This is a genomic window from Streptomyces sp. NPDC013455 (assembly GCF_040632975.1).
Taxonomy (GTDB): domain Bacteria; phylum Actinomycetota; class Actinomycetes; order Streptomycetales; family Streptomycetaceae; genus Streptomyces.
Window position 1 is genome coordinate 90,547 of record NZ_JBEYCX010000007.1, and the last position, 17,797, is coordinate 108,343.

General features: G+C 71.8%; 15 protein-coding genes and 1 pseudogene. 5 read left to right on the forward strand and 11 right to left on the reverse strand.

What is annotated here, in order from left to right; genetic code table 11:
• Position 1: 1 nt before the first annotated feature.
• Genes ABZ576_RS13940 through ABZ576_RS13965 form a run of 6 tightly spaced genes read right to left on the reverse strand, consistent with a single transcriptional unit; the run spans position 2 to position 7,191 of the window.
• Entirely contained in the window at positions 2-1,432 is a 1,431-nt protein-coding gene (locus tag ABZ576_RS13940; RefSeq protein ID WP_360739686.1) for an FAD-dependent oxidoreductase, read from the reverse strand.
• A gap of 35 nt (positions 1,433-1,467) precedes the next feature.
• Positions 1,468-2,268 (reverse strand): ABC transporter permease, encoded by an 801-nt coding sequence (locus ABZ576_RS13945; RefSeq protein WP_360739688.1) that lies wholly within the window; start codon positions 2,266-2,268, stop codon positions 1,468-1,470.
• A complete protein-coding gene (locus tag ABZ576_RS13950; RefSeq protein WP_360739689.1) occupies positions 2,269-3,198 on the reverse strand; it encodes an ABC transporter permease in 930 nt (309 codons plus the stop codon).
• Positions 3,198-4,358 (reverse strand): ABC transporter ATP-binding protein, encoded by a 1,161-nt coding sequence (locus ABZ576_RS13955; RefSeq protein WP_360739691.1) that lies wholly within the window; start codon positions 4,356-4,358, stop codon positions 3,198-3,200. The genes ABZ576_RS13950 and ABZ576_RS13955 overlap by 1 nt, the downstream gene beginning before the upstream one ends.
• The gene (locus ABZ576_RS13960) at positions 4,355-5,602 is read right to left on the reverse strand and encodes a spermidine/putrescine ABC transporter substrate-binding protein (protein ID WP_360739693.1); all 1,248 of its coding nucleotides are present in this window, start codon (positions 5,600-5,602) and stop codon (positions 4,355-4,357) included. Before ABZ576_RS13960 ends, ABZ576_RS13955 begins: the two co-directional genes overlap by 4 nt.
• Before the next feature lie 53 nt (positions 5,603-5,655).
• Positions 5,656-7,191: a gamma-aminobutyraldehyde dehydrogenase gene (locus ABZ576_RS13965; protein ID WP_360739694.1), complete on the reverse strand. Its 1,536-nt coding sequence runs from the start codon at positions 7,189-7,191 to the stop codon at positions 5,656-5,658.
• A gap of 208 nt (positions 7,192-7,399) precedes the next feature.
• Between ABZ576_RS13965 and ABZ576_RS13970 the strand changes: the two genes are divergently transcribed.
• Positions 7,400-7,963 (forward strand): NADAR family protein, encoded by a 564-nt coding sequence (locus tag ABZ576_RS13970; protein ID WP_360739695.1) that lies wholly within the window; start codon positions 7,400-7,402, stop codon positions 7,961-7,963.
• 163 nt (positions 7,964-8,126) lie between these two features.
• On the opposite strand, the gene ABZ576_RS13975 is transcribed toward ABZ576_RS13970, so the two are convergent.
• The gene (locus tag ABZ576_RS13975) at positions 8,127-9,335 is read right to left on the reverse strand and encodes a DUF4190 domain-containing protein (protein ID WP_360739696.1); all 1,209 of its coding nucleotides are present in this window, start codon (positions 9,333-9,335) and stop codon (positions 8,127-8,129) included.
• An 18-nt stretch (positions 9,336-9,353) separates the two neighbouring features.
• Here ABZ576_RS13975 and ABZ576_RS13980 point away from each other — a divergent pair.
• The 3 genes and pseudogenes from ABZ576_RS13980 (at position 9,354) to ABZ576_RS13990 (ending at position 12,583) form a co-directional block, all read left to right on the forward strand.
• A pseudogene (locus tag ABZ576_RS13980) lies at positions 9,354-10,558 on the forward strand (adenosine deaminase).
• A gap of 19 nt (positions 10,559-10,577) precedes the next feature.
• The gene (locus ABZ576_RS13985) at positions 10,578-11,276 is read left to right on the forward strand and encodes a glycerophosphodiester phosphodiesterase (protein WP_360739698.1); all 699 of its coding nucleotides are present in this window, start codon (positions 10,578-10,580) and stop codon (positions 11,274-11,276) included.
• Positions 11,277-11,425: 149 nt separating this feature from the next.
• Positions 11,426-12,583, forward strand: coding sequence for a serine hydrolase domain-containing protein (locus tag ABZ576_RS13990; RefSeq protein ID WP_360739699.1), 1,158 nt, complete (start codon positions 11,426-11,428; stop codon positions 12,581-12,583).
• Positions 12,584-12,594: 11 nt separating this feature from the next.
• Here ABZ576_RS13990 and ABZ576_RS13995 read toward each other — a convergent pair whose 3' ends face one another.
• Both ABZ576_RS13995 and ABZ576_RS14000 read right to left on the reverse strand, forming a co-directional pair.
• On the reverse strand, positions 12,595-13,125 hold the full coding sequence (locus ABZ576_RS13995; protein ID WP_360739700.1) for a hypothetical protein: 531 nt from the start codon (positions 13,123-13,125) through the stop codon (positions 12,595-12,597).
• Between the two features lie 31 nt (positions 13,126-13,156).
• Positions 13,157-13,801 carry a nitroreductase family protein gene (locus tag ABZ576_RS14000; protein WP_360739702.1) on the reverse strand — a complete coding sequence of 215 codons (645 nt, stop codon included), beginning with the start codon at positions 13,799-13,801 and terminating at the stop codon, positions 13,157-13,159.
• An 86-nt stretch (positions 13,802-13,887) separates the two neighbouring features.
• Between ABZ576_RS14000 and ABZ576_RS14005 the strand changes: the two genes are divergently transcribed.
• Complete coding sequence (locus tag ABZ576_RS14005; RefSeq protein ID WP_360739703.1) at positions 13,888-14,694, forward strand: IclR family transcriptional regulator C-terminal domain-containing protein; 807 nt, start codon at positions 13,888-13,890, stop codon at positions 14,692-14,694.
• A 155-nt stretch (positions 14,695-14,849) separates the two neighbouring features.
• On the opposite strand, the gene ABZ576_RS14010 is transcribed toward ABZ576_RS14005, so the two are convergent.
• A complete protein-coding gene (locus tag ABZ576_RS14010; RefSeq protein ID WP_360739704.1) occupies positions 14,850-16,043 on the reverse strand; it encodes a spermidine/putrescine ABC transporter substrate-binding protein in 1,194 nt (397 codons plus the stop codon).
• 161 nt (positions 16,044-16,204) lie between these two features.
• Positions 16,205-17,644, reverse strand: coding sequence for a gamma-aminobutyraldehyde dehydrogenase (locus ABZ576_RS14015; protein ID WP_360739705.1), 1,440 nt, complete (start codon positions 17,642-17,644; stop codon positions 16,205-16,207).
• Between the last annotated feature and the right edge of the window lie 153 nt (positions 17,645-17,797).

The following is a 17,797-nucleotide window of genomic DNA, read 5'->3' on the forward strand; positions in this document are numbered from 1 at the left end:
GTCAGCTGTCGAAGCCCAGGCCCAGCCGGTCCATCGCACGCAGCCACAGGTTGCGGCGTCCGCCGTGCGCGTCCGCGCGGGCCAGGGACCACTTGGTGAGCGCGATGCCCGTCCAGGCGAAGGGCTCCGGCGGGAACGGCAGCGGTTTCCTGCGGACCATCTCCAGTTCGGTCCGCTCGGTCCGCTCGCCGTCCAGCAGGTCCAGCATCACGTCCGCGCCGAACCGGGTCGCGCCCACACCGAGGCCCGTGTAGCCCGCCGCGTACGCCACGCGGCCCTGGTGCGCGGTGCCGAAGAACGCCGAGAAGCGCGAGCAGGTGTCGATCGCGCCGCCCCAGGCGTGCGTGAAGCGGACGCCCTCCAGCTGCGGGAAACAGGTGAAGAAGTGGCCCGCGAGCTTGGCGTACGTCTCGGGGCGGTCGTCGTACTCGGCGCGCACCCGGCCGCCGTAGGGGTAGATGGCGTCGTAGCCGCCCCACAGGATGCGGTTGTCGGCGGACAGCCGGAAGTAGTGGAACTGGTTGGCGCTGTCCCCGAGGCCCTGCCTGTTCTTCCAGCCGATCTCCGCGAGCCGGTCGGCGGACAGCGGCTCGGTCATCAGCGCGTAGTCGTAGACCGGGACGGTGTACGACCGCACGCGCCGCAGCAGGCTCGGGAAGATGTTCGTGCCGAGCGCGACCCGGCGGGCGCGGACCGAGCCGTACGGGGTCCGTACGGCCATGCCGGCGCCGTACTGCTTCAGGGTCAGGGCCGGTGTGTGCTCGTAGACCCGCACGCCGAGCTCGACGCACGCCCGCTTCAGCCCCCAGGCCAGCTTCGCCGGGTGCAGCATGGCCACACCGCGGCGGTCCCACAGGCCCGCCTCGAAGGTGGGCGAGTTCACCTGCTCGCGGACGGCGTCGGCGTCCAGGAACTCGATGCCGTCGGCGAGGCCCTTCTCCCGCAGCTCCCGGTGCCAGTCGCGCAGCTCCCAGGCCTGGTAGGTCTCGGTGGCGACGTCTATCTCACCGGTGCGTTCGAAGTCGCAGTCGATGCCGTGCCGGGCGACGGCGGCCTCGATCTCGTCGAGGTTGCGCCGGCCCAGCTCCTGCAGCCTGTGGATCTCCTCCGGCCAGCGGGACAGGCCGTTGGGCAGGCCGTGGGTGAGGGAGGCGGCGCAGAAGCCGCCGTTGCGGCCGGAGGCGGCCCAGCCCACCTCGCGGCCTTCCAGCAGGACCACGTCCCGCCCGGGGTCGCGCTCCTTGGCGTTGAGCGCGGTCCACAGTCCGCTGTAGCCGCCGCCGACGACCAGCAGGTCGCAGGTCTCGGCGGTGGTCAGGGCGGGTTCGGGGTGGGGCTTGCCGGGGTCTTCCAGCCAGTACGGGACCGGCTGGGCTTCGGAGAGAGAGGCGATCCAGTTGTCTTTGCCACGGCTCATGGCGCTTGGGGCCATGATTTCAACTCCCTACAGAGGACGTGCGGGAAGGGCTATGCCTTCTGCCTGTTCCGGCGGTTGCCGACGACCATCGAGGTCAGTACGAGGAGCACGGCGACGAGGAACATGGCCGTACCGATCACGTTGATCTGGACGGGCGTTCCGCGCTGGGCCGAGCCCCACACGAACATCGGGAAGGTGACGGTCGAACCGGCGTTGAAATTGGTGATGATGAAATCGTCGAAGGACAGCGCGAAGGACAGCAGCGCGCCCGCGGCGATCCCGGGTGCCGCGATGGGCAGGGTGACCCGCAGGAAGGTCTGCACGGGACCGGCGTACAGGTCCCGGGCGGCCTCCTCCAGACGCGGGTCCATCGACATCACGCGGGCCTTGACCGCGACGACGACGAAGCTGAGGCAGAACATGATGTGCGCGATCAGGATGGTCCAGAAGCCGAGCTGGGCACCCATGTTGAGGAACAGGGTGAGCAGCGAGGCCGCCATGACGACCTCGGGCATCGCCATCGGCAGGAAGATCAGCGAGTTGACGGTGCCGCGCGCGCGGAAGCGGTAGCGGACCAGCGCGAAGGAGATCATCGTGCCGAGGACGGTGGCGCCGACCGTCGCCCAGACGGCGATCTGGAGGCTGAGGGACAGGGCGCCGCACATGTCGGCGACCCCGCAGGGGTCCTTCCAGGCGTCCGTGGAGAAGTGCTGCCACTCGTAGTTGAAGCGCCCCTTCGGCCTGTTGAAGGAGAACACCGTGACGATGACGTTCGGCAGGAGCAGATAGGCCAGCGTCAGCAGTCCCGCGATGACGACGAGATTGCGCTTGAGCCAGGTGACGACGGGCATTTAGACCAGGTCCTCCGTCCCGGACCGGCGGATGTAGAGCGTGACCATGGCCAGGATGGCGGCCATGAGGATGAACGAGAGGGCCGCCGCCGCCGGATAGTCCAGGATGCGCAGGAACTGCGTCTGGATGACGTTTCCGATCATGCGGGTCTCGGTGGAGCCGAGGAGTTCGGCGTTCACGTAGTCACCGGCCGCCGGGATGAACGTCAGCAGCGTGCCGGAGACCACGCCCGGCATGGACAGCGGGAAGGTCACCTTGCGGAAGGTGGTCCACGGCCTGGCGTACAGGTCGCCGGCCGCCTCGTGCAGCCGTCCGTCGATCCGCTCCAGCGAGGTGTACAGCGGCAGGATCATGAACGGCAGGAAGTTGTACGTCAGTCCGCACACCACCGCGAGCGGGGTGGCGAGGACGCGGTCGCCGGCCGTCCAGCCGATCCAGCTGGTGAGATCCAGGATGTGCAGCGAGTGCAGGGTGTGCACGACCGGGCCGTTGTCGGCGAGGATCGTCTTCCAGGCCAGGGTGCGGATCAGGAAGCTGGTGAAGAACGGCGCGATCACCAGCACCATGATCAGGTTGCGCCAGCGGCCCGCACGGAAGGCGATGAGGTACGCCAGCGGGTAGCCGAGCAGCAGGCACAGCACGGTCGCGGCGCCGGCGTAGAGGCCGGAGCGCAGGAACTGCGGCCAGTACTCGGACAGCGCGTCCCAGTAGGTCGCGAAGTGCCAGGTGACCTTGTATCCCGCCTCCAGGGAGCCCTCCTGGACGGAGGTGGAGGCCTGGTAGATCATCGGCAGCGCGAAGAAGACGATCAGCCAGAGCAGGCCGGGCAGCAGCAGCCAGTACGGCGTGAACCGGCCGCGCCTGCGCGGGGGCTTTTTCTCCGGCCCCGCGGGGGCCAGCGGCGGGGGCGCCTCGGTGAGCGTCGACATCAGGCGGCCGCCTCTTCCTCGGTGCCCGCGTCGATGTCCTGGGCCGCGTCGAGGCCGAAGGTGTGGGCGGGGCTCCAGTGCAGGACGACGTCCGCGCCGGGGACCAGCCGGCCGTCGCGCTCGACGTTCTGGACGTACACCGCGAGCTCGGGGCACACCGCGCTGTCGATCACGTACTGCGTCGACACGCCGATGAAGCTGGCGTCGGCGATCTTGCCGGTGACGCGGTTGCGGCCCTCGGGGATGGTGCCGGCCTCGTCGGCGTGGGTGAGGGAGATCTTCTCCGGGCGGATGCCGACCAGCACCTTCCCGCCGGCCGTCGTCGGGGCGGAACATCGCGCCTCGGGCAGCACCAGCTTGCCGCCGCCCGCCCTGAGCACGATGTCGTCGCCGCGCCGGGTGTCGACCTCGGCCTCGATGAGGTTGGAGGTGCCGAGGAAGTTCGCGACGAAGGTGGTGCGCGGGTTCTCGTACAGGTCGGCGGGCGAGCCGAGCTGCTCGACGCGGCCGCCGTTCATCACCGCGACCGTGTCGGCCATGGTCATGGCCTCCTCCTGGTCGTGGGTGACGTGGATGAAGGTGATGCCGACCTCGGTCTGGATGCGCTTGAGCTCCAGCTGCATCTGGCGGCGCAGCTTGAGGTCGAGGGCGCCGAGCGGCTCGTCCAGCAGGAGCACCTTCGGGTGGTTGATCAGGGCGCGGGCCACGGCGACGCGCTGCTGCTGGCCACCGGAGAGCTGGTGCGGCTTCTTGCGCGCCTGCTCACCCAGCTGGACCAGCTCCAGCATCTCCTCGACCTGCTTCTTCACGCTCTTGACGCCGCGCCGGCGCAGGCCGAAGGCGACGTTCTCGAAGATGTCCAGGTGCGGGAAGAGGGCGTAGGACTGGAACACGGTGTTCACCGGGCGCTTGTACGGCGGCAGGTGCGTGACGTCCTGGTCGCCGAGGTGCACGGTTCCGGAGGAAGGTTCCTCCAAGCCGGCGATCATGCGCAGGGTGGTCGTCTTGCCGCAGCCCGAGGCGCCGAGCAGGGCGAAGAAGGAGCCCTGGGGCACGGTGAGGTCCAGCGGATGTACGGCGGTGAAGGAGCCGTAGGTCTTGGAGATACCGGAGAGGCGGACGTCGCCGCTGTTGTCTGGTGTCGTCTTCATCGTCGTCACGCCCCTGTGAGCTTCGCGAACTTACCTTCGTAGGCCGTCTCTTCCTTCTGGCTCAGGGAGCGGAAGGCGTGGGACTTCGCCTGCATGGCCTTGTCGGGGACGATCAGCGGGTTGTCCGCCGCGTCTTCGTCGATCTTCGCAAGGTACGGCTTCACCCCGTCGACCGGCGTCACGTAGTTGATGTACGCGGCGAGCGCGGCGGCCTGCTCGGGCTCGTAGTAGAAGTCCATGAGCCGCTCGGCGTTCGTCTTGTGACGGGCCCTGTTCGGGACGCACATGTTGTCGGTCGACGTCATGTAGCCGCTGTCGGGGATGACGAAGTCGACGTCCGGGCTGTCCGCCTTGAGCTGGACGACGTCACCCGCCCAGGCGATGCACGCCGCGAAGTCGCCCTTGGTGAGGTCGGAGGTGTAGTCGTTGCCGGTGAAGCGGCGGATCTGGCCCTTGTCGACGGCCTTCTGCAGGCGGGCGATCGCCGCGTCGTAGTCGTCGTCGGTGAAGTTGGCCGGGTCCTTGCCCATGTCGAGCAGGGTCATGCCGACGGAGTCCCGCATCTCCGACAGGAAGCCGACGCGCCCCTTGAGCCTGGGGTTGTCGAGCAGGTCGGAGACCGACTTCACCTCGACGCCGTCCAGCGCCTTCCGGTTGTAGGCGATGACGGTGGAGATGCCCTGCCAGGGGTAGGAGTAGGCCCGCCCGGGGTCCCAGTCGGGGTTGCGGAACTGGGACGACAGGTTGGTGTAGGCGTGCGGCAGGTTGGACGGGTCCAGTTTCTGGACCCATCCGAGGCGGATCAGCCGGGCGGCCAGCCAGTCGGTGAGGACGATGATGTCGCGGCCGGTGTCCTGCCCCGCGGCGAGCTGCGGCTTGATCTTGCCGAAGAACTCGTTGTTGTCGTTGATGTCCTCGGTGTACTTGACCGTGATCCCGGTCCGCTTGCGGAAGGTCTCCAGGGTGGGGTGGTGCTTGCCGCTGTCGTCGACGTCGACGTACTCGGTCCAGTTGGAGAAGTTCACCACCTTCTCCCGCGCCGAGTGGTCCTGGGCGGAGGTGCCGCCCTGGCTCTTGCCCGCGGCGGGGATCCCGCAGCCGCTCAGCGCCCCGAGGCCGCCGGCCGCGAGCGCGCCGCCCGCGGAGGCCCGCAGCAGTGACCGGCGGGTGAGCGCCGCACGGCCGTTGCGCAGGCTGCGCCGGATGGCGGCCACTTGCGGCGGGGTCAGGCGGTCGGGCTCGTACTGCTCCATGCGCGTGGTGCCCTTTCGGGAAGGATCGGCCTGGTCAATGGCCTGGTCGGTCTCTAGCGGTCCCCGAAGATCGTGCGGTGCCAGTCCTTCCTCGCCACCGCCGTGTTGTCGAACATTACGTGCTTGACCTGCGTGTATTCCTCGAAGGAGTACGACGACATGTCCTTGCCGAAGCCGGAGGCCCGGTAGCCGCCGTGCGGCATCTCGCTGATGATCGGAATGTGGTCGTTGATCCAGACGCATCCCGCCCTGATCTCGCGGGTGGCGCGGTTGGCACGGTAGACACCGCCGGTCCACGCGGAGGCGGCGAGGCCGTAGGGCGTGTCGTTCGCCAGCCGAATGCCCTCATCATCACCGTCGAACGGCAGGACGACCAGTACGGGACCGAAGATCTCCGACTGGACGACCTCGCTGTCCTGCGCCGCGTCCGCGATCAGGGTGGGCCGGTAGTAGGCGCCGCGCGCGAGGTCCCCCTGGGGGGCCTCGCCGCCGGTGACCACGCGCGCGTAGCCCCGCGCCCGGTCCACGAAGGCGGCGACCCGGTCGCGGTGGGCGTGCGAGATCAGCGGCCCGAGGTCGGTGCCGGGGGCGAACGGGTCCCCGAGCCGGACGGTCTCCATCAGCGCGGCCGTCCGCTCCACGAACGCCTCGTACAGCGGGCGCTGCACGTACGCGCGCGTGGCGGCCGTGCAGTCCTGCCCGGTGTTGATGAGCGCGCCGGCGACCGCGCCGTGCACGGCGGCCTCCAGGTCTGCGTCGTCGAAGACGACGAAGGGCGCCTTGCCGCCCAGTTCCAGGTGCAGCCGCTTGACGGTGGAGGTGGCGATCTCGGCCACCCGCCTGCCGACCGCGGTGGAGCCGGTGAAGGAGGTCATGGCGACGTCGGGGTGCCCGACGAGGTGTTCGCCGGCCTCCCGCCCGGTCCCGGTGACGATGTTGACCACGCCGTCCGGGATGCCCGCGTCCGTCGCGGCGCGGGCGAACAGCAGCGAGGTCAGGGGGGTCGCCTCGGCCGGCTTCAGGACGATCGTGTTGCCCGCGGCGATCGCCGGGAGGATCTTCCAGGCGGCCATCTGGAGGGGGTAGTTCCAGGGCGCGATGGATCCGACGACGCCGATGGGCTCGCGCCGGACGTACGACGTGTGGTCGCCGGAGTACTCACCGGCGGACTGGCCCTGCAGATGCCGGGCCGCCCCCGCGAAGAAGGCGGTGTTGTCGACGGTCCCCGGGACGTCGAACTCGCGGGTGAGCTTGAGCGGCTTGCCGCACTGCAGGGACTCCGCGCGGGCGAACTCCTCGGCCCGGTCGGAGAGCACGGCGGCGAACCGGTGCAGGGCGTCCGAGCGCTCGCCCGGCGTGGCACCGGCCCAGCCCGGGAACGCCTCGCGCGCGGCGGCGACGGCCGCGTCGACGTCGTCGGTACCGGCCAGCTCGTAGGTGTACACCTCCTCGCCGGTGGCCGGGTCGACCACGGCGTGGCGGCGGCCCGAGGTGCCCTTGGCCGGCCGGCCGGCGATGAACTGCGCGCCGTCGGCGAAGCGGTCCTGCGCGGGGAATCGTTCCGGGGTGGCGGTGCCCGGGTTGTGCATGTCGCTCTCCTCCGCCGTACGCCCCGTTCCGGGGGTGGGTGGCGTAGCTCCAGCTCGATTTGAGTGCCGATCCTGACAGAGGGACAGGACTCCAACAAGTGATTCCGTTGTTGCCTTTTGGTTACGCGACGGAATCTGTCGACCAGGTGTCGAGTCGGGGCGGAAAAGGGCGGACGGAGTGTCAGTGGTGCGTGCCAGACTCGCGTGCATGGGGAAGATCGACGGGGTGGAAGCCCTGATCAGTGAGGTCCGGGCGGGGTCGCGGGTCAGGTACCTGCACTTCTGGGGACACCGGCCGCGGCCGGACGGGCGCATCGGCGCGAGCTGTCTGAGCCAGTGGTGGCCCGCGCCGTTCGCGGTCGACGGAGTGGAGTACGCGACGGCGGAGCACTGGATGATGGCCGGCAAGGCCCGGCTGTTCGGCGACGCCGAGGCGGAGCGCCGGGTGCTGGCGGCGGCGCATCCCGCCGAGGCCAAGAAGGCGGGGCGGCTGGTGCGGGGCTTCGACGAGGGGGTGTGGGAGCGGGAGCGCTTCCGGATCGTCGTGGAGGGCAGCGTGCACAAGTTCGCCGCCCACCCCGACCTCGGGTCGTTCCTGCTGGGCACCGGAGACCGGGTGCTGGTGGAGGCCAGCCCGCTGGACCGGGTGTGGGGCATCGGCCTGGCGGCGGACGACGAGGCGGCCTGGGATCCGGAGCGCTGGCGGGGGCTGAACCTGCTGGGGTTCGCACTGATGGAGGCGCGCGAGCGGCTGGCGGGGGCGGGGGCCTGAGCGCCACGCCGCTTCGGCCGCCGGGCCCGCACCCGGCCGCGCTCCGGTCACCGTCCCGCCGCGGCCGCGCTCCGGCCGCCGCCTCGGGCGCTCAGCCGTACATCGCGATTCAGCCGTACATCGCGATTCAGCCGTACATCGCGAATTAGCCGTACATCGCGAATTAGCCGTACATCGCGATGGCGAAGGCGAACAGCACGGCCACCAGGACGATTCCGGCGGCCCCGCAGATGATGCCGGCCAGGGCCACGCCCGGGTTGGTCGCTTCGCCCCGGCGGGCCTTCGCCTTGCCCACGGCGCCGAAGATCACCGCCAGCACGCCCAGGACCAGGGCGATCGGCCACAGCAGGAAGCCGACCGCGGAGATGATGCCCAGCACCAGCGAGGCCGTACCCATGCCGTTGCTCGGAGGCGGCTGCATGCCGGGCCAGCCGTAGCCGCCACCGGGGTAGGGGGCGAGGCCGTACGGGGCGTGCGGCTCGCCCGGGTAGCCGTGGGCCGGGGCCGTGCCCGGGTAGCCGTACGGCAGCCGGCCGGGGCCGTCGGGGGCGATGGGCGGCGGGGGCACCGGCTCGGTCGCCCCGTGCGGGACGGCGGGAGCCGCGGGCGGGGCGAACGGGTTCGCCGGCGGCGCGAAGGGGTTCGCGGAGTTCGCGTGGGGCGCGGAGAAGGACGCGGGGGGTGCGAACGGGTTCGGCTGCGGGGCGGGGGACACCGGGGGTGCGAAGGGGTTCGGCTGCGGGGCGGAGGCGGCCGGAGGCGCGAACGGGTTCGGCTGCGGGGCGGAGGCGGCCGGAGGCGCGAACGGGTTCGGCTGCGGGGCGGGAGCGGGGGGCGTGGGTCCGGCCGCCGGGCCCGGGCTGGCCCAGGGGGCGGGTACGGCGTCGGCGGGCCCGGCCGGGGACGCCGGAAGCGAGGTCAGCGTCTGCTGATCGTGGACGTCGCGGACGGAGGCCGGGGCGGGAACCGCGTCCGCGGCCGGGGCGGGGGCCGGAACCCCGGCCGGTGCAGGGGCCGGTGCAGGGGCCGGTATCTCGGCCTGCGCCGGCATCTCGGCCCGCGCCGGTATCTCGGCCCGCGCCGGTATCTCGGCCCGCGCCGGGGCCGGAATCGCGGCCTGGGTCCGCTCGTGTCCGGGCGCCGCCCCGGCCGTCCGCTCGCCCGCGTCCGCGGAGCCCACCGTGTCCGCTGCGTCCACCGAGCCCGCGGAGCCCACCGTGTCCCTCGCGTCCCCCGAGTTCGCGGAGCCCACCGTGTCCCCTGCGTCCGCCGCCTTCGGCGCGCCTGCCTTGTCCAGGGAGACCGGGGACGTCCCGGACCGGTGTCCGGCGGCCTGCTCCCCCGGTGTGGCCTGCGGCGCCTCGTCGGACATGGTGAAAGAACCCTCCTGCTGGACGTCCCGTCATGCTACGGGCCGGGCGGGACACCACGGCCCGGGGCCTACGATGATCCCGCGCCACCGATCAGCCGATCACCGCGCCCGGACCCGGAACCCGGACACCGGGCGCCCGTCCCGGGGAGGCCCCCTTGACCGACAGCTCCGTACCCGCCACCGGCACCGCCGACCGCGATCTGCGCACCTTCATCGCCGGGCTGCCCAAGGCCGAACTGCACGTCCACCACGTCGGCTCCGCCTCCCCCCGCATCGTCTCGGAACTGGCCGCCCGCCACCCCGACTCCAAGGTCCCGGCCGACCCCGAGGCCCTGGCCGACTACTTCACCTTCACCGACTTCGCGCACTTCATCGAGGTGTACCTGTCGGTCGTGGACCTCATCCGCACCCCGGAGGACGTCCGGCTGCTCACCTACGAGGTGGCCCGGGACCTGGCCCGGCAGCAGGTGCGGTACGCCGAGCTGACCATCACCCCCTTCTCCTCCACCCGGCGCGGGATCGAGGAGAAGGCGTTCATGGACGCGATCGAGGACGCCCGGAAGGCCGCCGAGGCCGAGTTCGGGACCGTACTGCGCTGGTGCTTCGACATCCCCGGCGAGGCGGGTACGGAAGCCGCCGAGGAGACGACCCGGCTGGCCACCGACGACCGGATCCGTCCGGAGGGCCTGGTGTCGTTCGGGCTCGGCGGCCCGGAGATCGGCGTGCCCCGGCCCCAGTTCAAGCCCTACTTCGACCGGGCCATCGCCGCCGGTCTGCGCTCCGTCCCGCACGCCGGCGAGACCACGGGTCCCGAGACGGTGTGGGACGCGCTGAACGAACTGCGCGCCGAGCGCATCGGCCACGGCACCAGCTCCGCGCGGGACCCCGAACTGCTCGCCCATCTCGCCGCCCACCGCATCCCGCTGGAAGTGTGCCCGACCTCCAACATCGCCACCCGCGCGGTGCGCACCCTGGACGAGCACCCGATCAGGGAGTTCGCGCGGGCCGGGGTGCTGGTGACGGTCAACTCCGACGACCCGCCGATGTTCGGCACCGACCTGAACAACGAGTACGCGGTGGCCGCCCGGCTGCTCGACCTGGACGAGCGGGGCCTGGCCGGTCTCGCGAAGAACGCCGTGGAGGCGTCCTTCCTGGACGACGCGGGCAAGACGCGGATCGCGCGGGAGATCGACGCGTACACCACCGCCTGGACGGCCTCCTGACCCGGACACAATGGGGGCCATGCAGACCCTGACCGCCGTGGCCCACCGCGGCGACCCCTACCGTTTCCGCGAGAACACCCTCGACTCGCTGCGTTCCGCGCTCGACCAGGGCGCGGACGCCGTCGAGATCGACGTACGGCTCACCCGTGACGGCGTGCCCGTGCTGCTCCACGACGACACGCTGCGGCGGCTGTGGGACGTCGACCGGCCGCTGCGCGCGCTGTCCGCCGATGAGTTGCGCGGGCTGACGGCGGGCGGTGTGCCGACGCTGGCGCAGGCGCTGGCCGCGACCGGTGACAGCCGGGTGATGGTGGACCTGTGCGGGCGGGTCGACCGCCGGACGGTCGAGCGGACCGTCGACGTGGTCCGGCAGAGCGGGGCCGGGGACCGTGTGTACTGGAGCGCGGGCGCCGAGGCGATGCTCGCCGTGCGTGCCGCCGACCCGGCCGCCGAGATCGCCCTGACCTGGACCACCCTGGCCCCGCCCCGGCCGGCGCTGCTCGCCGCCGTCCGCCCGCGCTGGCTCAACTACCGCTTCTCGCTGGTCGGCCGGGAACTGGCCGCGCGGATCCACCGCGACGGCTGTCTGCTGTCCGTGTGGACCCCGGACACCCGCCGTTCCATGCGCAGGCTGGTGGACGCGGGCGTCGACTCGATCACCACCAACCGGATCGACGTCCTGCATGCCCTGCGCTCGGAGCAGGGCCGGCGCCCGTAGGGGTTCCCCCGGGGCAACTCCCTGACCCGGCAAGGGAATCGATCAGGGACGGACAGGGGTCGCGAGCCCTCCTCGGTGATGATCCGGGGGACTGTGCGGCGACGGAGGATGATCACACAGCGTCACCCGATCCTCCCGAGGAGCTCCTCATGCGCCGTAGCGCCCGTTCCACCCTCGTGGCCGCCGGTCTCGTCGCCGCGCTGGCCGCCGGCCCGCTGGCCGTACCCGCGTTCGCCGCGTCCGACCGGCCGGCGGCGGGAGCGCCGGCCTCCCCGGCGGCCGTGCCGACGGCCGGCCCGGACGCCGAGGCCCTCGCCGCCGCGATCGCCGGACTCCCCGACCACGACGCCACCGCCGCCCTGCTCCGCGTCGGCGGCGACGGGACCTGGCGCGGGACGGCCGGGGTGCGGGACGTCGCAACCGGGGCACCGGCCCTGGAGAACGGACGCTTCCGGGCCGGGTCGGTGACGAAGGTGGTGACCGCGTCGATCGTGCTCCAGCTGGCCGCGGAGGGCCGGATCGACCTGGACGGGACCGTGCAGCGGTATCTTCCGGGCCTGCTCACCGAGGACTTCGAGCCGATCACCGTACGGCAGCTGCTCAACTTCACCAGCGGCCTGCGTCCGGGCGCCTCCCTCGGCGACACGGTCGAGGAGGGCTACCGGCACCGCTTCGAGACGCTGACGCCCCGCCAGGTCGTGGCGGACTCGGTCGCACGGGGCCCTGCGTACGCGCCGGGCACGCGGCAGACCTACGGCAACATCCACTACACCGTGCTCGGCATGCTCATCGAGAAGGTGACCGGCGACTCGTACGCGCACCAGGCCGCGGTGCGCATCTTCCGGCCGCTGGGCATGCGGCACTCGTCCTTCCCGGCCGGCGCGGACCCGCGGATCCACGGGGCGCACAACCGCGGCTACGACTGGATCGACGGCGAGCTGGTCGACGTGACCGAGTGGAACATGTCGGACCGCTGGGCGGTCGGTGACCTGATCTCGACCACCGCCGATCTGGAGCGGCTGCTCGTGGGGGTGTTCCGCGGCCGGGTGGTGCCGGAGCCGCAGCTGCGGGAGATGTTCACGCTGCCCGACGTGCCGGGGGCGCGGTACGGCGCGGCGCTGGAGCGGCTGGAGGTGAACGGCAGGGTGGTCTGGGGCAAGACCGGCTCCCGCCCGGGCTACGCGACGGTGATCGGCGCGACCCGGGACCTGTCCCGCACCCTGGTGTACTCGGTCGAGTCCACCGACGCCAAGAGCGACGGCCTGGCCGTCGCCCAGCGCTTCGCGTTCCCCGCGTTCAACCGCTGACGTCCGCCGGTTCAGCCCGCCGTGACGGGGGCCGGGGGCGCGGCCGGTACGCCGAGCGCCTCCAGCCGCTTGATCTTCTGCCGTACGACGTACAGCGGCACGGCCCCGAAGACCCCGAAGGACATGTCGATCAGGCTCCACCAGAAGGGGATACCGCGGACGGGTCCGCAGACGAGGGCGAGCGGGATGATCCCGGCACACGCGATCATCCCGAACTCGACGACCCAGATGTTGCGGACGGGGTCGCGGTAGGGGCCGTAGAAGGCGACCGCGATGACGAGGTGGGCGAAGGCCAGCCAGTCGGTTCCGTACAGGACGAAGGGGTATTCGGCGTCGACGGTGTCCAGCCCGTTCCGCACCCGCGTGATCCAGTCCATCAGTCCCGGCAGGTGCTCCGGCACGGACAGCGCGCGCAGCGCGCTCTCGGTCCAGCGCAGTTCGTGCACCAGCGGGAACGCCGTGGCCCCGCTGAGCACGAGGCACACGACGAAGACGGCCAGCCAGACGCGGATGCCCTTCAGCAGGGCGGCTCTGTCGCTCATGGGACGAGCGTACGCCTGGAGTTGAACATGTTCAAAACTGGTTCCAGTGCAGCACCTGCTCCCGGGGGATGCGGGGCGCCGGCCGGAAATCGGTGCCGAGGGTGTACGCGACGGGAATGAGCGCCGCCTGCATCACGTCCTCGTACGGGATGCCGAGCACCCGGGCCGACTCCCGCTCGTCGACGAGGTTGCCGGTGGTCCAGCAGGTGCCGAGCCCCCGGGCGCGGGCGGCGAGCATGAAGCTCCACACGGCCGGCAGGACGGAGCCCCAGGTGCCGGCCTGGCGCAGCACGGGCGCGCCGTCGGTACGGCCCTCCACGCACGGGACGACGAGCGCCGGCACCTCGTGCAGGTGCGCGTACAGGTGCGCGGTCCCGGAGTAGACGCGGTCCATCCGCGCCACGCTCGCCCGTCGCACGTCCCGCTCCGGCAGCGGCTCACTGGCGCCGGGCGTGGCGACTCCGGCGCGCCACACCTCCGCCAGGGCGGCCCGCCGGTCCGGGTCGGTGACGACGACGAAGTGCCAGCGCTGCCGGTTGCGTCCGCTGGGCGCCTGCACGGCCAGGTCCACGCACTCCTCCAGCAGTCGGCGCGGCACCGGGCGGGTGAGGTCGAGGCGGTGGCGGACGGCACGGGTGGTGGACAGGAGCTGGTCGGAAGAGAGGCCGAGAGTCATGCGTTGACCCTGACGGGCGGTGCCGTGCGGCGCCAACGCCCGGCTTTCACTGGGTGGAAGACCACCGCGAGACACCTGGAGAGCGGATGGCCGAGAGCGTCGCCGGGCGGGTCCTGTCCGTGCTGGACGCGTTCGCGGACGCACCCGGCACGCTGCGCCTGACGGAGATCGCCCGCCGGGCGGGGCTGCCCGTGCCGACCGCGCTGCGCATGGTGCGGGAACTGGTGGCCTGGGGCGGGCTGGAGCGGGCGGCCGACGGTTCGTACCGCCTCGGCACGCGCCTCCGTACGCTCGGTGCCGCCGCGCCCTGTCCCCGTGGCCTGCTGGACGCCGCCCTGCCGGCCCTGCGCGCCCTCGCCGCGCGCACCGGCGGGCACGCGGACGTGGTGATCCCGGCGGACGGCACGGCCCTGTGCCTGGTCACCGGCGAACGCCTCCCCCTGCACGCCACGGCCGCGGGCAAGGTGCTGCTGGCCCACGGTCTCGGCACCGCCCCGGCGGACGGCCGCGGGACGCCGGACACCGGCACCGTCGCCACCACCACCGGCACCGCGGATACCGCCGACACCGGCACCGCGGATACCGCCGACACCGGCACTGCCGATACCGGCGGCGCCGGCGGTGGTCGGCTCGTCGGCGGGCGGCACACGCCCTACACCGTCACGGCCCGGGGCGCGCTCGGTGCCCAGCTGGCCCGGATCCGGGCGACCGGGCTGGCCGAGGCGCACCAGGAGTACCGCCTCGGCGAACTCTCCCTCGCGGCCCCCGTCCTCCGCGACGGCACCGCCCTGGCCGCCGTGTCCCTGACGGCCCGTACGACCGTCCGGCCCGACCGCCTGGCGCCGGCCGTACGACAGGCGGCGGCGGCGGTGAGCCGGGCGATGAGCGGCTGACCCGTCGAGGTACGGCACGCCGGAGCGCGCAACGGCCGGAGCACGGAACGACGGCCGGGCGCCGGTCGCGGAACGACGGAGCACGGAACAACGGAGCACGGAACGACGGAGCACGGAACGACGGAGCGCGGAACGGCGGTCGGGCGCCGGTCGTGTCAGAGTCCCGCGATCCTGTTCCACCGCCGGGCGAACTCGGGCCGCTCGGTGGAGGAGATGTCCCGGGCGACGGCCAGGCGGCGCCGCATGCCCGAGTCCGGGAAGATCAGGGGGTTGCCGGCGAGGGCCGCGGTGTCCTTGTCCTTCGAGGACGCCAGCACCTCCCTGGCCGCCGGCACCGGGCAGACGTAGTTGACCCAGGCGGCGAGCCGCGCGGCGACCTCGGGGGCGTAGTAGTAGTCGATCAGGCGCTCGGCGTTGGCCTTGTGGCGGGCCCGGTCGGGAATCATGAGGGAGTCCGACCACAGCTCGGCGCCCTCCTCGGGGACGACGAAGCGGATGTCGGGGTTGTCGGCCTGGAGCTGGATGACGTCGCCGGAGTACGCCTGGCAGGCGAGGACGTCGCCGCTGACCAGGTCCTTGGTGTAGTCGTTGCCGGTGAAGCGGCGGATCTGGCCGCGGTGGACCTCGCGTTCCACCCGGTCGCACATCCGGTGGAAGTCGTCGGCGGTCCACCGCGTGATGTCCACGCCGTCGCCCTGCATGAGCAGGGCGAACGCCTCGTCGAGACCGGACAGCAGCGTCACGCGGCCCTTGAGGTCCTTGGCCCAGAGGTCGGAGACACGGTGTATCTCGCGGCCCAGTGCGCGGCGGTTGTAGGCGATGCCGGTGATGCCCGACTGCCACGGGACCGTGCAGCGGCGGCCCTCGTCGAAGGCGGGCGAGCGCAGCAGCGGGTCGAGGTACCTCGCCACGTTCGGCTGGCGGGCGCGGTCCATCTCCTGGACCCAGCCCAGCCGGACGTACCGGGCGCACATCCAGTCGCTGATGACGACCAGGTCGCGGCCGGTGGGCCGGCGGTTCATCAGCGCCGGGCTGATCTTGCCGAAGAACTCGTCGTTGTCGTTGATCTCCTCGACGTAGTCGACGGAGATCCCGGTGCGCCTCTGGAACCCCTCCAGCGTGGGCCGCCTGCCGGGGTCGTCGTCGGCGGTGTCGATGTAGAGCGGCCAGTTGGCCCAGGTCAGCTTCTTTTCGGCCGCGGACAGGTCGGTGCCGGCCCGGTCACCGGGCTCGACGTAGGCGGCGGGCACCCCGCACCCGGCCGGCGCACCGAGCGCGGCGATGCCGCCGAGGGCGGCGAGCAGGGTACGGCGGGACGGCGGAGGCTTGCGGGAAGAAGTCTGGGACACCCCGGAAGCTTGCCGTCCCGCCGCGGGAGGAGACAATCGACGCCGTGTCGAGCGGGGCCATGCCCGCCCGACACCCTGTCGATCACGGCCCGGGGCGCGGGGAACCGGACAGCCGGCCCCCGCGCGCCCGCGGCCGGAAACGCGTCCGGCCCTGCGGAACCTCAGCCGTCCAGCGAGGTCATCACGTGCTTGATGCGGGTGTAGTCCTCGAAGCCGTACGCCGACAGGTCCTTGCCGTAGCCGGACTTCTTGAAGCCGCCGTGCGGCATCTCGGCGACCAGCGGGATGTGGGTGTTGATCCACACGCAGCCGAAGTCGAGCTTCTTGGACATGCGCATGGCGCGCCCGTGGTCCTTGGTCCACACGGAGGACGCCAGGGCGTACTCGACGCCGTTGGCCCACTCCACGGCCTGGTCCTCGTCGGTGAAGGACTGGACGGTGATGACCGGGCCGAAGACCTCGTTCTGGACGATCTCGTCGTCCTGCTTCAGGCCGGAGACGACGGTCGGGGCGTAGAAGTAGCCCTTGTCGCCGACCTGCTGGCCGCCCGCCTCGACCTTGGCGTGGGCGGGGAGGCGCTCGATGAAGCCGGCTACCTGCTTGAGCTGGTTCGGGTTGTTCAGCGGGCCGAAGAGCACGTCCTCGTCGTCCGGCAGGCCGGTCTTCGTCTCCGACGCCGCCTTCGCCAGCGCGGCGACGAACTCGTCGTGGATGGACTCCTGGACGAGGACGCGGGTGGCGGCCGTACAGTCCTGGCCGGCGTTGAAGAAGCCCGCCACGGAGATGTCCTCGACCGCCTTGGCGATGTCGGTGTCCTCGAAGACCACGACCGGGGCCTTGCCGCCCAGCTCCAGGTGGACGCGCTTGAGGTCCTTGGAGGCGGACTCGGCGACGGACATGCCGGCGCGCACGGAGCCGGTGATGGAGGCCATCGCCGGAGTCTCGTGCTCGACCATCAGGCGGCCGGTGTCACGGTCGCCGCAGATGACGTTGAAGACGCCCTTGGGGAGGATCGAGCCGATGATGTCGGCGATCAGGACGGTGGAGGCCGGGGTGGTGTCCGAGGGCTTCAGGACGACCGTGTTGCCGGCCGCGATCGCCGGGGCGAACTTCCACACGGCCATCATCATCGGGTAGTTCCACGGGGCGACCTGCGCGCAGACGCCGACCGGCTCGCGGCGGATGATCGAGGTCATGCCGTCCATGTACTCGCCGGCCGAGCGGCCTTCGAGCAGGCGCGCGGCGCCCGCGAAGAACCGGATCTGGTCGACCATCGGCGGGATCTCCTCGGAGCGGGTCAGCCCGACCGGCTTGCCGGTGTTCTCCACCTCGGCCGCGATCAGCTCCTCGGCGCGCTCCTCGAAGGCGTCCGCGATCTTCAGCAGGGCCTTCTGCCGCTCCGCCGGGGTGGTGTCCCGCCAGGCGGGGAAGGCGCGGGCGGCGGCCTCCATGGCGGCGTCCACGTCCGCCTGTCCGGACAGCGGCGCGGTCGCGTACGCCTCACCCGTCGCGGGGTTGACCACCTCGGTGGTCCGTCCGTCGGCGGCGTCCCGGAACTCACCGTCGATGTAGTTGCGCAGACGACGCAGCTCGGTGCTCACTGCCGGCCTCCTGGTCTGGTTCGTGCTGTCCGATCACTGAGACACCCACCCTAGTCGCCGGACCCACGTTTTCAACACCCCCGACGCCGTCACATCTGCGAAATCCGCAAGCCGTGGTCTCCGAAACAACGGATTTCATCGATCGGGCCTTGC

What these genes read in the sequence shown, in the direction of transcription:
- ABZ576_RS13940 (WP_360739686.1), bottom strand. Translation starts at nt 1,432, where the DNA reads ATGGCCCCAAGCGCCATGAGCCGTGGCAAAGACAACTGGATCGCCTCT.
- ABZ576_RS13945 (WP_360739688.1), bottom strand. Translation starts at nt 2,268, where the DNA reads ATGCCCGTCGTCACCTGGCTCAAGCGCAATCTCGTCGTCATCGCGGGA.
- ABZ576_RS13950 (WP_360739689.1), bottom strand. Translation starts at nt 3,198, where the DNA reads ATGTCGACGCTCACCGAGGCGCCCCCGCCGCTGGCCCCCGCGGGGCCG.
- ABZ576_RS13960 (WP_360739693.1), bottom strand. Translation starts at nt 5,602, where the DNA reads ATGGAGCAGTACGAGCCCGACCGCCTGACCCCGCCGCAAGTGGCCGCC.
- ABZ576_RS13965 (WP_360739694.1), bottom strand. Translation starts at nt 7,191, where the DNA reads ATGCACAACCCGGGCACCGCCACCCCGGAACGATTCCCCGCGCAGGAC.
- ABZ576_RS13970 (WP_360739695.1), top strand. Translation starts at nt 7,400, where the DNA reads ATGGGGAAGATCGACGGGGTGGAAGCCCTGATCAGTGAGGTCCGGGCG.
- ABZ576_RS13975 (WP_360739696.1), bottom strand. Translation starts at nt 9,335, where the DNA reads ATGTCCGACGAGGCGCCGCAGGCCACACCGGGGGAGCAGGCCGCCGGA.
- ABZ576_RS13985 (WP_360739698.1), top strand. Translation starts at nt 10,578, where the DNA reads ATGCAGACCCTGACCGCCGTGGCCCACCGCGGCGACCCCTACCGTTTC.
- ABZ576_RS13990 (WP_360739699.1), top strand. Translation starts at nt 11,426, where the DNA reads ATGCGCCGTAGCGCCCGTTCCACCCTCGTGGCCGCCGGTCTCGTCGCC.
- ABZ576_RS13995 (WP_360739700.1), bottom strand. Translation starts at nt 13,125, where the DNA reads ATGAGCGACAGAGCCGCCCTGCTGAAGGGCATCCGCGTCTGGCTGGCC.
- ABZ576_RS14000 (WP_360739702.1), bottom strand. Translation starts at nt 13,801, where the DNA reads ATGACTCTCGGCCTCTCTTCCGACCAGCTCCTGTCCACCACCCGTGCC.
- ABZ576_RS14005 (WP_360739703.1), top strand. Translation starts at nt 13,888, where the DNA reads ATGGCCGAGAGCGTCGCCGGGCGGGTCCTGTCCGTGCTGGACGCGTTC.